Genomic DNA, 13,501 nt, shown 5'->3' on the forward strand with positions numbered 1-13,501 from the left:
AGTTCAGGTCGTTTCGCGGACAATGAGCTCGGGCACGATGACGATGCCGTGCTGACGGTTCTTGGTGGCGATGCGGCTGAGCAGCAGACGCACGGCTTCCTCGCCCATTTCCCGCTTCTGCACCCGCAAAGTGGTGAGCGCAGGCGACAGCAGTTCGGCGGTCGGGATGTCGTCGAAGCCGATCAGGGCGATTTGCCCGGGGATCGAAATGCCGGCGGCCCGGCAGGCCTTCATGGCGCCGATCGCATTGAGGTCGTTGTAGCAGACGAGGGCGTCGACCTCGGGTGCTTCCGCCAGCAGTTGTTCTGCAGCTGTCTGCCCGCCCGCTACAGTCGGATCGCAATAGACGATGCCGTGCGCCTTGAGCCCCTGGGCGGCCAGTGTCTTGCGGAAGCCGACAAGGCGGCTCTTGCCGCCGAACGAACTGCGGGGGCCTGCAATGATCGCGATCTTGCGGCGTCCGCGCTCGACCAGATGGTCGACGGCCAGTGACGCTCCGGTCTCGTAGTCCGTGACGATCGTTCCCGCGACCTCGTTGGGTGCCTCGCGATTGATGAGCACCACGGCACGGTGCGGCCCGAGTGCCTTGTGGAGCGCGGCATCAGGCAATCGTGCGCTACACACGATGATCCCGTCGACCCGGTGCCGCAGCAGCGTCTCGATGAGTTCCTCTTCGCGTTTGCTGCTCTCGACAACATTGGACAAAAGCAGGTTGTAGCCGGCAGCGCTGGCTGCATCCTCCGCCCCCCGGATGACTTCGGGAAAGAACGGATTGGTGATGTCGGGAACGAGAAGGCCGATGGTCTTCGATCGGTCGGAGCGCAATCCGCGCGCAAAAGGATTGGGCCGGTAGTTGAGTTCGTTGGCGGCCAGGATAATGCGCTGGCTGGTTTCAGCACTGGCTCCGCCCTGATCATTGAGCACGCGCGATACCGTCATCGGCGACACGCCTGCGGCACGCGCGACATCGGCGATGGTGACTTTGGATTCTGGCTCTTTTTGGCGGCTCAACAGGGTTGTCTCTTAAATGACCGGAAATTCTACGATAACGATAACTAACATAATTTTCGGGAAAGCCAAGACAGAGTCGGCTTGGAATAGAGCACTCAGAATCTCTTTGACAAGATTTAACGGTAACGATAACGTTCGAGAAAGAGGAGAATACGTTAACGATAACCTAGAACGAGAGCATTGGGAGGAGAGAATGCAACACGTCAGAACTCTACGCCGGCAGGTTGTTTCCACCGTTGCCGCAGCGGTCCTCATCGGTTCCTGTTGGGCCGGCGCCGCACTCGGGTTTCAGGAGGCGCCGGAACTCAAGGCGCTTGCCGATTCCGGCAAACTGCCGCCGGTCGACCAGCGGCTTCCCAAGGACCCGCTCGTGCTTACACCGCTTGAATCCGTCGGCACCTATGGCGGCACCTGGCGCACGGCCACCTTCGGCGGCGGCGACAGCGAGATCGAGCGTTCGATCGGCTATACAAGGCTGGTCCGCTGGAACCCGGAATGGACCGAGGTAATTCCCGACATCGCCAAGAGCGTCGAGGTCAATGACAACGCCACCGAATATACGTTCACCCTGCGTCAAGGCACGCGCTGGTCGGACGGCGAACCTTTTACCGCCGACGATCTGGTGTGGTGGAACGAAAACGTGCTGCGCAACACCAAGATTACGCCGGCAGCACCCGACTGGCTGACCGCCGGCGGGGAGACCGTCAAGGTCGAAAAGCTCGCCGACGACAAGGTTGTCTTCAAGTTTGCCGCGCCGAATGGCCTGTTCCTGATGAACATGGCGACCGTGCGCGGCTCCGATATCCTGGCGGCTGCACCGGCGCATTACCTCAAGCAGTTCCACAAGGACTTCAATCCCGACGGCATCGATGCCCTGGTGAAGGCGGCCGGTGCGACCGACTGGGTCCAGCTCTTCAACAACAAGACCGGCTTTCCCGGCCGCTGGCGCGATCTCGGCCGCCCGACGCTCGATGCCTGGGTGCTGACCGCGCCCTATAACGGCACGACCCAGGTCGTCGCTGAGCGCAATCCCTATTATGCCAAGGTGGATACCGCAGGAAACCAGCTGCCTTATTTCGATCGCATCACCATCGACGTGATGCAGGATACGCAGGCGATCATCCTGAAGGCGATCAGCGGTGAAATCGACATGCAGAACCGCTTCATCGAGACGACGGATGCCCGCACTGTGATCGTGCAGAACCAGCAGAAGGGCGGCTACGGCCTGTTCGTCGCCCGGCCGGCATGGTCGAACGCGCTGCTGATCACGCTCAACCAGACCCACAAGAATCCGGCGCTGCGCGCCGTCTTCTCCAACAAGGATTTCCGCATTGGCCTCAGCTACGCGATCAACCGCGAGGAACTCAACCAGCTGATCTATGCCGGGCAGGCCAAGCCCTATCAGGCGGCGCCCCGTGAAGGCACCGCGCTCTACGACGAGAAGATGGCGACGCAGTATCTCGAATATAATGTCGACCTCGCCAATCAATATCTCGATAAGGCGGGTCTCACTAAACACGACGCCGAAGGCTACCGCCTCGGCCAGGACGGCAAGCGGATCACCTTTGCGATCGACGCCTTGACCGGAAGCCCGATCCAGGTCGACGCCCTTGAGATGATCCAGCGCTACTGGCGGGCTGTCGGCATCGACATGCAGCCGCGTCCGGCCGAACGGTCGCTGATCTTCTCCCGCCTGCAGAACAACGAGAATGACGGCCTGGGATGGGTCGGTGGCGGCGGTTACGACTTCCTCGGCCTGCTCGATCCCAAATGGTATTTCCCGCACGAATATGAATCGAGCTTCGCGACAGCCTGGGGCCTCTACTATCAGAATCCCAAGGATCCGAACGCTGAGGAGCCGAGCCCCGCTGCCAAGAAGCAGATGGACCTCTACCGCCAGGTGCAGGAAGCCCCGACGCTCGAAAAGCAGCTGGCCGCGATGAAGGAACTGCTGGCGATCACCCGTGACGAGTTCTACGTCATCGGCACGAACCTGGAGCCTGACCGCGTCGGCATCGTCAAGACCAACATGCACAACGTGCCCAAGGTCATTCCCAGCACGTCGTTCTACATGACGCCGGGACCGGCAAAGCCGGAGACCTTCTACTACCAGCAATAAAGTCAAATGATCGGCAGGAATGGCGCCATGGTCGTCATTCCTGCATCAGCCCCGCCCAATCCCAATCCAGTCGGCGACTGCCGATTGCAGGAGCTTGAACATGGCCGGCTTCATCATCAGACGTCTGCTTTACATGATCCCGATGATGTTCGCGATCTCGGTGGTGACCTTTATCATCATCCAGCTGCCGCCCGGCGACTTCCTGACCGCGATGACCGCGCGTCTGGCCTCGCAGAACGAGACCATCGATCCCGGCGTCATCGCCGGCCTGCGCGAACGCTACGGCCTCGACCAGCCATGGCCAGTGCAATACTGGAAATGGATCAGCGGCATCCTGCTGCGCGGCGATTTCGGCCAGTCCCTCGATTGGAACAAGCCGGTCAGCGAGCTGATCTGGGCCCGCATGGGCATGACGATGGTGGTCTCGGTCACCACGCTGCTCTTCGTCTGGGCGGTGGCCTTTCCGATCGGCATCTATTCGGCTGTGCGGCAATATTCGGTCGGCGATTACTTCGCCACCTTCTTCGGCTTTCTCGGGCTCGCCATTCCGAACTTCCTGCTGGCGCTGGTGCTGATGTTCGTCTCATCGCAGTATTTCGGCCAAAGCGTCGGCGGGCTGTTTTCACCCAACTACATCAACGCCGCCTGGAGCTGGGGCAAGCTCGGCGACCTCCTCTCGCACATGTGGATTCCGGTCGTCGTGCTCGGCACCGGCGCCACGGCGGCGCTGATCCGCATCATGCGCGCCAACCTGCTGGACGAGCTCAACAAGCCCTATGTCGACATGGCCCGCGCCCGGGGTTTGAGCGAGATCCGGCTGCTCCTGAAATATCCGGTGCGGGTGGCGCTCAATCCGTTCGTCTCCACAGTCGGCTGGGTGCTGCCGCACCTCGTCTCCGGATCGGTGGTGGTGTCGATCGTCCTCAGCCTGCCGATAACAGGCCCGCTCCTGCTCAATGCGCTGTTTGCCCAGGACATGTATCTCGCCGGCACCTTCATCCTGCTGATGAGCATGCTGACGCTCATTGGCACGCTGATCTCAGATCTGCTGCTCGCCTGGCTCGACCCACGCATCCGCAACGGCTGAGGGACGATAGATATGACTGATCAAGCCATCGCGCTACAGCCAGAACTGATCCAGAATTCCGACGCTGTCGCCGGGCAGTGGAAGCTCATCTGGCGGCGCTTCTGCCGCCACCGGCTGGCGCTCGCAGCTGGCGTCGTCATCTTCCTGATCTACCTTGTCGCCATATTCGCCGAGGTTCTCGCCCCGGTCTCATCGCAGACCTACGATTCACGCTACACCTATGCGCCGCCCCAGCAGCTCAGGTTCGCCGGCTACGATGCGGCTGGCGGATTTCATCCGCTTTACGTCAACGGTTATACGATGAAGGTCGACCCGATCGCGCTCAGCCGCAATTATGCGCCTGATCCGGCCATCGTCATTCCCGTCGGCTTCTTCGTCAAAGGCGAACCCTACCGGCTTTGGGGGCTGTTCGATCTCAACCGGCATTTCATCGGCCCGACCGAGATGGGCAAACCATTCTACCTGTTCGGCGCCGACCGGCTCGGCCGCGATGTCTTCAGCCGGACGGTCCACGGCACCCGCGTCTCGATGTCCGTAGGCCTGATCGGGGTGGCAATCAGCCTGGTCCTCGGCATCATTCTGGGCGGTATCTCGGGACTTTATGGCGGCTGGGTGGACGATGTGATCCAGCGCTCTATCGAACTCATCAACTCGATCCCGACCATCCCGCTGTGGATGGGCCTTGCGGCGGCCGTTCCAATCAGCGCCGATCCGATCCTGGTCTATCTCTGGATCACGGTCATCCTGTCGCTGATCGGCTGGACCGATCTGGCGCGTGTGGTGCGCGGCCGTTTCCTCTCGCTCAAGACCGAGGACTTCGTCATCGCCGCCGGCCTCGATGGTTGCTCCCATATGCGCATCATCTGGCGGCACATGGTGCCTTCCTTCATGAGCCACATCATCGCCTCGGTGACGCTCGCCATCCCGACGATGATCCTGGCCGAAACCGCGCTTTCCTTCTTGGGCATCGGCCTGCGCCCGCCTGTCGTGAGCTGGGGCGTGCTGCTTCAGGAAGCGCAGAACATTCTCGCGGTCTCGAGCGCGCCCTGGCTGTTTCTTCCCGGCCTGGCGGTGATCGTCACGGTGCTCGCCCTCAATTTCCTCGGTGATGGATTACGCGATGCTGCAGATCCCTATGAATACTGATCCCAATTTCGTCGTCGCCGGCGGGCGGCGCGCCGGTCGCGACACACTGATCGAGGTCGACGACCTAAGGACCCATTTCTTTGGCGGTGCGGGCACGATCCGGGCCGTCGACGGCGTTTCCTTTTCCATCCCGCGCGGCAAGACGGTCTGCGTTGTCGGCGAATCCGGTTCGGGCAAGAGCATTACCGGCCGCTCGATCCTCAATCAGGTTCCGCGCGGCGGGCGGATCGTCTCGGGTGCGATCCGCTACCGGCCCGACCGGGCAGCACCTGCCATGGATCTGGCGGCGCTCGACCCACGCGGCCACGACATGCGCGCGATCCGCGGCGCCCAGATCGGCCTGATCAGTCAGGAGCCGATGGCTGCCCTTTCGCCCGTCCATACGATTGGCAACCAGATGGTGGAGGTGATCCGCCTGCATCTGAAGATGGGAAAGAAGGAGGCGCGCGAACATGCGATCGAGACCTTAGCCCTGGTCGGCATTCCCCGGCCGGCCGAGCGTATGGAAAGCTATGCCTTCCAGTTTTCCGGCGGTATGCGCCAGCGCGTCTGCATCGCGCTCGCGCTCGCCTGCCGTCCCAAGCTCCTGATCGCCGACGAGCCGACCACCGCGCTCGATGTCACTACCCAGGCCAATATCCTCGATCTGCTCTCCTCGCTGCAGGCCGAATTCGGGCTCTCCGTGCTGTTCGTCACCCATGATCTCGGCGTGGTGGCCGAGATCGCCGACGAGGTGGTCGTCATGTATGTCGGCCGGGTCGTGGAGGCGGGTGATGTCGACACGATCTTCCACGCGCCGGCTCATCCCTACACCAAGGCGCTGCTGCAATCTGTGCCCCGCATGCACGGGGCGCCCACCGAACGGCTGGCGGTCATCGACGGCATGGTGCCCTCGCGTTTCGCACGGCCCGAAGGCTGCAGCTTTCATCCCCGATGCAAACAGGCGAGGGCGGGCCTCTGCGACCAGAGTGATCCCCAATCCGTCGTCATCGGCGACGGGCATGTCGCCAGCTGTCTGCTTTACGAGGGAGGACTCTGATGGCCGGTTCCGCGACACCGCGCAGCCCGTTGCTCGAACTCAATGACCTCAGGATGCATTTCCCCATTCGCAAGGGCGCGTTCCGGCACGTGGTCGGACACGTGAAGGCGGTCGACGGCGTTTCGCTTCGCGTCGAGGATGGCGAAACACTCGGCATTGTCGGCGAATCCGGCTGCGGCAAGTCGACACTTGCCCGCACCATCCTGCGCATCTATCGGCCCACAGGCGGAGAAATCCGCTATCGCGACCGCAGGGGCGGCACGGTCGATCTGGCGGCGCTGTCGGGTCCGGCCCTCAAGGACATCCACCGCGATCTGCGCATGGTGTTTCAGGACCCGCAATCCTCGCTCAACCCGCGCCTTCCGGTGATCGACATCATCGGCGAGGTGTTGAGCGTCAACGGCATCGTCAAGGGCCGGGAACTCGAGCACCGGGTCGCCGATCTCATGCAGAGCGTCGGTTTGCGCCCCGAATATATGCGCCGCTATCCCCACGCTTTCTCGGGCGGCGAGCGTCAGCGCATCGGCATCGCCCGGGCGCTGGCGTCCAATCCGCGCCTGGTGATTGCCGATGAAGCCGTCTCGGCGCTCGATGTCAGCGTGCAGGCGCAAACCATCAACCTGCTGCAGGACCTGCAGGAACAATTCGGCCTGACCTATCTCTTCGTCGCGCACGATCTCTCGGTCGTCAGGCACATCTCGGACAATATTGCCGTCATGTATGTCGGCCATGTCGTCGAAAAGGCGCCGACCGAGCAGATCTTTTCGCGCCCGCTCCACCCTTATACCGAAGCGCTGCTCTCGGCCGTGCCGATCGCCGATCCACGGCTGCGCCGCCATGGCCAGCGCATCCGGCTGGCGGGCGAGGTTGCCGATCCTGCCCACCCGCCTCCCGGCTGCGCATTTCATCCGCGCTGCCGCTACGCGACCGCGCTTTGCAAGCAGGCAGCACCGGCTCTGCGCACCGTCACTGATGATGGGCACGCAGTCGCCTGCCATCACGCCGAAGCCTTGAACCTCAATCCCTTTGCCGACCGTACCGTTCCGGAGTTCAACTGATGCCCGATTTCATTCCACGCTCCGAGCAGCGTCCTATTGTGGATACCTCCTCCAAGACGCTCGATCTCATCTACTTCGATCTCGTCACGCTCGCCTCCAACGAGCAGGACACCCGGCGGCTGCCTGCGCACGAAAGCCTCTACGTCGTGCTGTCGGGTCAGGTGGATATCGAGGTGGATGACATCATGTTCGAAGCGGTGGGCCGGCGAGCCGATATCTGGGGAGGCGATGCGGACTCGGTTTACGCGCCCGTCAATGCCAATGTCCGGATATCGGCTCACGGCGGACCGGCCGAGGTCGCCATCGCCGGCGGCCTTTGCGAGACGCGTTATGCCGCGTTCCGGGTGACGCCTGATGAGGTCGACGCGGTCAATGTAGGCTCGTCCGACACGCACAGCCAGCGGAGGATCGTCCATCTGCTCGGCCAACGGCAGAATGGCCGCTGCGGCAACCTTCTGGTGAGCGAACTCTATGCCGGCGAGGGCTGCTGGTCCGGTTATCCCCCTCACAAACACGACACCGAAGACGGCGATGCCGAGACCCTCCACGAGGAGCTCTATCACTACCGTTTCCAGCCCGAGACTGGCTTCGGCAGCCAGATCACCTATGACGAGGATGGCCCGGTCAAGATCCTGATGACCCGTCACGGCGACACCTTCCTGCTCGACCGGGGTTACCACCCGACCGTCACCTCGCCGGGGCATCGCGGCTACATCTTCACCATCCTCGTCGGCAAGCACCGCCGCGGGCTGATCCAGCGTTTCGATCCCGCCCATCAGCATCTGACCAAAACCATCCCCGGCATCGATGCGATGCGCGACAAGTTCAAATGATCCGGCCTGGCCTTTGCTGCCGACTTTCCGTTCAAGGAGAAACGATCCATGCGTGAACGTACGCGAATAAGCGTCGATGCCGGTGAGGCGGTCCGCCCGTTCAATCGGTTCTGGCGCGGCACCGGCTTTTCACCCGCCGAGCTGCTGCTCGAACCCGAGATGCGCCAGATGCTTGCCTATATCGGCGCTCTGCCGAACGAGGGCATCCGGTATTTGCGCGTGCACTACCTCTACAATCTGCTGCGTTCGACCGGCGGGGCCGGCTATGATTGGTCCCTGCTCGACCGCGCGCTCGACGTGATGATCGAGCACCGGCTGAAGCCGTTCTTCGAGCTGATGGGCAATCCCTCGGGGCTCTTCACCGATTACGAGGACCTGGATCAGGTCAGACGCTGGCGCGATCTCGTCACGGTGACGGCGGATCGTTACGGCGCGCGCTACGGCATGGATGAATTGCGCACATGGTATTTCGAAACGACCAACGAGGCCGATTCCGGCTGGTGGACCTACGGGATCAAGGGCTACACCAACTATTACGACGCCTGCGTTGCAGGGCTCGATGCCGTCGATCCCAGCCTGCCGATGGGCGGACCCGGCACCGCCCGCACGCTGTCACCGATCTTTCGCGCTCTCATGGCTCATTGCGACAATGGCACGAGCTGCTTGACCGGCGATGGCCCGCCGCGCCTCGACTACATCTCGATCCACGAAAAGGGCGTCAACGGCAGCAAGGAAGATCTGACGCCGAACACCAACGCCATCGTCGATCGCACGCTTCTCGTCGTCGATTATCTCAAGGAGCACCATCCGCGCCTCGCGGCCCTGCCCATCGTCAACGACGAATGCGATCCGCAGCTCGGTTGGAGCGACCACCACAGCTGGCACGGCAAGGCCTATTACGCCGGCATCATCGCGCGCATCATCGAACAACACGACCGGCGCATCATCGCCCCGAAGGCGGCGGATTTCACCTTCCTCAGCAATGACCACGCCTTTATCGGCGGCTGGAGCCAGCGCACGATCTTTGCTTATTTCGGCCCGCGCAATTTCACCAAGGCCCAGTGGGAGCACAAAACCGATCTCGAGACGCTGGTCACCGATGTCGACAAGGCGCCGCCCTTCGACATCATCAAGAAGCCCGGCCTGACATCGATGGAACTGCTGGCAACGCTCGGCGATACGGTCTGCAAGGTGACGGCCGAACCGCCGCTTGCTCCTGACCAGGACGGTCTTGCGATCCTGCCGACGCGACTGCCGGGCGGCGGTGTTTCCATCAGTCTCATCCACAGCGTCGATGCCATCAACCGTTCGGGCCGGACCGCCGTCCGCCTCGATGTGAGCGGATTGGTTCCCGGCCGCCACGCGCTTTGCCTGCTGCGCATCGACGAGGAATTCACCAATCCGATGGAGGTCTGGGAGGCCCAGCGCGACGAAAGCAATCCGCGCGGGCCCTTCGAGCCGGTCGGCGCGCCGCCTGAACCCAATGAAGCGCAGTTTGCCGAGCTGCGCCGGGCGCAGGAGCCAGCCTTGCTGCATCCGATCAGCACCGTCGAATGCGATGAAGGCAGGATCAGTGTCGACCTCGATGTACCGTTGCCGTCGCTGACGCAGGTGATTGTCGTTCCCGATATCGGCACGGCTCCGGCTGCACCGACCGGCCTCGTCGTCGAACGTTACCTCGGTCTCGGCGGCCGGGAAGAGCGTATGCTGTTCTGGGCTGCCGGTCATGCCAGCCCTGCCATCTTCTATGATGTCCTGGCCAGCACCGGCGGCGGACCTTTTGAAAAGGTTAGTCCCGTCCCACTGATCTCGACGGCATTCCTGCACATGTCGCCACCACAAGGGGTGCGTTATGCGGTGCGCGCCCGCGATGCATTCGGCCGCCACAGCGAGCTTTGCGTCTCGTCCACATGAGCAGCCTCTTCCGGATCTGAGCCATGGATATTGCCTATTTCACCAAGACGCTGGAGGGACTGCTGCTTGAAAGAGCGGCAGAGATCACCGCCGCTTTGGGCTTCGACTGCGCCGATCTTCTCATCCGCGAGGGGCACGCCGTCTCCCCTGAGAGGCCCGAGGAAATCGTCAAGGCCGCAAAGCTCTTTGCCGCGGCGGGGGTGCGCACTCCGATGGCGACGATCGATTCCACGCGGCCCGACGACTCCACGTCACGGCTTCTCGGCTGCTGCGCCGAGGCTGGCATCGGGCAGGTCAGGCTTGGCTTCTGGCGCTATGATCCGTCTCGGCGCTGGACGGTGCAGGTCGATGAAGCGCGGCATGATCTGGGTGGTTTCGAACGGCTTGCCGAACGGTTCGGCATCAAGCTGACCATCCAGCTGCATGGCGGCACCCTGCACAGCTCAGGCGCGCTGGCAAGGCAATTGCTCACCGGGCGCGATCCCGTCAGGATCGGCGCCTATCCCGATCCGGCCAATCAGATCGTTCGCGAGAGAAGCGAGGACTGGCGCCTTACCCTCGACCTACTCGACCCGTGGTTCTGCTGCATGGGCGTCAAGAACGGCGGCCGGTTTCCCGGCGCCCACAGTGCCGGCGGCCAACGCGCATGGCATTCGGATTGGTACGGGCTCGACGAGGGCATGGTGCCTTGGAACGAAATCATTCCCCATCTGGTGGCCGCCGGATTTGCCGGTGTGCTCTCGGTGCATTCCCAATACCGGGTCCCCCGGGAACAGGCGCTCGACAAGGCACGCGCCGATCTTGCCTATCTCAGGCGCCTGGTCGCCGCAGCGAAAGAGTAGAACCATGAACGAACAGGCTTCCGTCATCGCCGTCCTTTTGACCGAAAAGACCCGCCGCATGATGCTGGACGATGCGGCGATCAACCAGTTGAACGGTCTTGGCGATGTGCGCTGGCCGGCTGCTGCCACGATTGACGCTGCCGATGTCGACCACCTGCTGCGGGGCGCAACCGCCTGCCTCACCGGATGGGGCACGCCGCCCTTCGATCCCGCCGCGCGTCAGCGCCATCCGCAACTCGCCCTCGTCGCCCATTCGGCAGGCAGCGTCCGCACGCTCGTTCCCGCCCGCCTGTTCGACGATGGCCTTCGCGTCAGCCATGCCGCCTCGAAAATTGCCGCCTCGGTTGCCGAATTCGTCGTCGCCGAAGCGTTGCTTGCCATGCGCGGTATTCATCGGCTGCACCATCAATTGCGCGACGGCGGCGAATGGCTCGACGTCCGCGCAGCGGTGCCGCAGAGACTGCTTGGCGCCCGGACGGTCGGCATTGTCGGCGCCGGATATGTCGGCCGGGCAGTGATGCGCCTGCTCGTTCCCTTCGGCTGCCGTGTTCTGGTCGTCGATCCCTTCCTGGATGACAGTGAGGCTAACGCGCTCGGCGTTTTCAGGGTCGAGCTGGACGATGCGCTGACGCAAAGCGACGTGATTTCCCTGCATGCGCCCGTCCTGCCCGAAACGCGCCGCATGATCGGTGCCCGGGAACTGGCGCTGCTGCGCCCCGGCGCTCTGTTCATCAATACGGCACGCGCGGAGCTGGTCGATGAGGTGGCGCTACTCACCGAGATCCGCTCCGGCCGTATCGAAGCCGCGCTTGATGTCTTCGACAATGAGCCGCTGCCTTCCGACAGCCCTTTCCGCCACCCCACGCTCGCCAATGTCACCATTTCGCCGCATGCCGCCGGCCATACCGAAGAGGCGCATTTCGCCCAGGGGCAGGCCATGGTGGATGAGATCGGAAGGCTGCTTCGCCGGGAACCGCTCCACCACGAGGTCACCCGCGCCATGCTCGACCGCATGGCATGACCATGGACAGAAGCATTGGAGGTTCCGTGACCGCGCCGCGCATAAAGATCATCGAAATCGACGCCTTCGAGCGCGACATCAGGCTGCGCCTGCCGTTTCGCTTCGGCGCGGCGACCCTCGAAAAGGCACCGCAAGCTTTTCTCCGGGTCAGCGTCGAGGACGAAGAGGGGAGAAGCGCCATCGGCGCCGCCGCCGAAATGATGGTACCGAAATGGTTCGACAAGAACCCGGCCTTCACCCCGGCGCAAAATGTAGATCAGTTGCGCGCCTCGATCCGCGCGGCTGCCGCTGCGTCGCTCGAAGCATCTCACCCGACGACATTGTTTACCGCCGCCCGCGTCAACGAAATCGAAACGGTGCGCCGCCTGCCCGGAAATCCATTGGCCGCCAGTTTCGGCCCTTCGCTCATCGCCCGCGCCGCGCTCGATGCCTTTTGTCGTCTGGCCGGCATTTCCTTCTTCGAGGCGGTGCGCCGCAACCTCATCGGCATCGGCGGCCATATGCTGCCGGGCGACATCGATGCCGATGCCGCCTCGGCGGTGCTTGCCGACCTTCGCCCCGCCGGTTCGATCTCGGCCCGCCATACGATCGGGCTTCTCGACCCGATCACCGAAGGCGATATCGTCCGGCCCGTCGACGACGGCCTGCCGCAGAGCCTCGAGGCGGTGATAGCGCGCTATGGCAACCGCTGGTTCAAGATCAAGCTCTCGGGCGCGATCGATGCCGATCTCGACCGCCTGACGCGGATTGCCGTCGTGCTCGACCGGGTGCCCGACTACCGCGTGACGGTCGACGGCAACGAGCAGTTCGGCGCCGCCGAGGAGCTTGCCGCCTTGCTGGCGCGGATCGATGCGGTGCCGGGGCTCGCCAGGCTGCGTGCCGCCATCGCCTTTGTCGAACAACCGTTCTCGCGCGAGATCACCATGGAAACGCCGCTCGGGGATCTCGCGGCGCGACTGCCCTTCCTGATCGATGAAAGCGATGACGGCGACGGCGCCTTCGCCCGCGCCCGCCGGCTCGGCTATACCGGCGTCTCCTCGAAAACCTGCAAGGGCATTTACCGCTCGCTCATGAAGGCGATCCGCATCAGGACAGGAAGCGTGCCGGAGCTATTCCTCTCGGGCGAGGACCTGACCTGCCAGGCCGGACTTGCGGTGCAGCAGGATCTGGCGCTGGTCTCCCTGCTTGGCCTTTCCCATGTCGAGCGCAACGGCCACCACTATGTGGCCGGAATGCAGGGCGCATCACCAGCAGAGAAAGCGCGCTTCGCCGCGGCCCATCCCGATCTTTATGAGCAGACTGCCGATGGGCCGCTCCTATCGATCCGCAACGGCCGGATCGCCATCGGTTCGCTCGAGGCGATAGGCTATGCCAGCGGCGCCTTGCCCGATTTCGAATCGATGGAGCCGCTGTCATGATGTCCAACAGCGG

The 13,501-nt window shown here is 63.1% G+C and carries 11 protein-coding genes; 10 read left to right on the forward strand and 1 reads right to left on the reverse strand.

Features of this window, described 5'->3' with window-relative positions:
- Window positions 1-3: 3 nt before the first annotated feature.
- A complete protein-coding gene (locus tag EFQ99_RS19270; RefSeq protein WP_126922653.1) occupies window positions 4-1,011 on the reverse strand; it encodes a LacI family DNA-binding transcriptional regulator in 1,008 nt (335 codons plus the stop codon).
- A gap of 193 nt (window positions 1,012-1,204) precedes the next feature.
- Here EFQ99_RS19270 and EFQ99_RS19275 point away from each other — a divergent pair, with 193 nt between their 5' ends.
- The 10 genes from EFQ99_RS19275 (at window position 1,205) to EFQ99_RS19320 (ending at window position 13,488) form a co-directional block, all read left to right on the forward strand.
- Entirely contained in the window at window positions 1,205-3,130 is a 1,926-nt protein-coding gene (locus EFQ99_RS19275) for an ABC transporter substrate-binding protein (RefSeq protein WP_126922654.1), read from the forward strand.
- 100 nt (window positions 3,131-3,230) lie between these two features.
- A complete protein-coding gene (locus EFQ99_RS19280) occupies window positions 3,231-4,217 on the forward strand; it encodes an ABC transporter permease (protein WP_126922656.1) in 987 nt (328 codons plus the stop codon).
- Between the two features lie 12 nt (window positions 4,218-4,229).
- Complete coding sequence (locus EFQ99_RS19285) at window positions 4,230-5,363, forward strand: ABC transporter permease (protein WP_126922658.1); 1,134 nt, start codon at window positions 4,230-4,232, stop codon at window positions 5,361-5,363.
- Window positions 5,353-6,402 carry an ABC transporter ATP-binding protein gene (locus EFQ99_RS19290; RefSeq protein ID WP_126922660.1) on the forward strand — a complete coding sequence of 350 codons (1,050 nt, stop codon included), beginning with the start codon at window positions 5,353-5,355 and terminating at the stop codon, window positions 6,400-6,402. The genes EFQ99_RS19285 and EFQ99_RS19290 overlap by 11 nt, the downstream gene beginning before the upstream one ends.
- Window positions 6,402-7,460, forward strand: coding sequence for an ABC transporter ATP-binding protein (locus EFQ99_RS19295; RefSeq protein WP_126922662.1), 1,059 nt, complete (start codon window positions 6,402-6,404; stop codon window positions 7,458-7,460). The genes EFQ99_RS19290 and EFQ99_RS19295 overlap by 1 nt, the downstream gene beginning before the upstream one ends.
- The gene (locus EFQ99_RS19300) at window positions 7,460-8,293 is read left to right on the forward strand and encodes a 5-deoxy-glucuronate isomerase (protein WP_126922664.1); all 834 of its coding nucleotides are present in this window, start codon (window positions 7,460-7,462) and stop codon (window positions 8,291-8,293) included. The genes EFQ99_RS19295 and EFQ99_RS19300 overlap by 1 nt, the downstream gene beginning before the upstream one ends.
- Window positions 8,294-8,341: 48 nt before the next feature.
- Window positions 8,342-10,207: a GH39 family glycosyl hydrolase gene (locus tag EFQ99_RS19305; RefSeq protein WP_126922666.1), complete on the forward strand. Its 1,866-nt coding sequence runs from the start codon at window positions 8,342-8,344 to the stop codon at window positions 10,205-10,207.
- A gap of 23 nt (window positions 10,208-10,230) precedes the next feature.
- Entirely contained in the window at window positions 10,231-11,049 is an 819-nt protein-coding gene (locus EFQ99_RS19310; RefSeq protein WP_126922668.1) for a sugar phosphate isomerase/epimerase family protein, read from the forward strand.
- Between the two features lie 4 nt (window positions 11,050-11,053).
- The gene (locus EFQ99_RS19315; RefSeq protein WP_126922670.1) at window positions 11,054-12,070 is read left to right on the forward strand and encodes a hydroxyacid dehydrogenase; all 1,017 of its coding nucleotides are present in this window, start codon (window positions 11,054-11,056) and stop codon (window positions 12,068-12,070) included.
- The gene (locus tag EFQ99_RS19320) at window positions 12,067-13,488 is read left to right on the forward strand and encodes an enolase-like domain-containing protein (protein ID WP_126922672.1); all 1,422 of its coding nucleotides are present in this window, start codon (window positions 12,067-12,069) and stop codon (window positions 13,486-13,488) included. Before EFQ99_RS19315 ends, EFQ99_RS19320 begins: the two co-directional genes overlap by 4 nt.
- Window positions 13,489-13,501 lie beyond the last annotated feature (13 nt).

Source organism: Rhizobium vallis, from assembly GCF_003985155.1.
Classification (GTDB): domain Bacteria; phylum Pseudomonadota; class Alphaproteobacteria; order Rhizobiales; family Rhizobiaceae; genus Rhizobium; species Rhizobium vallis.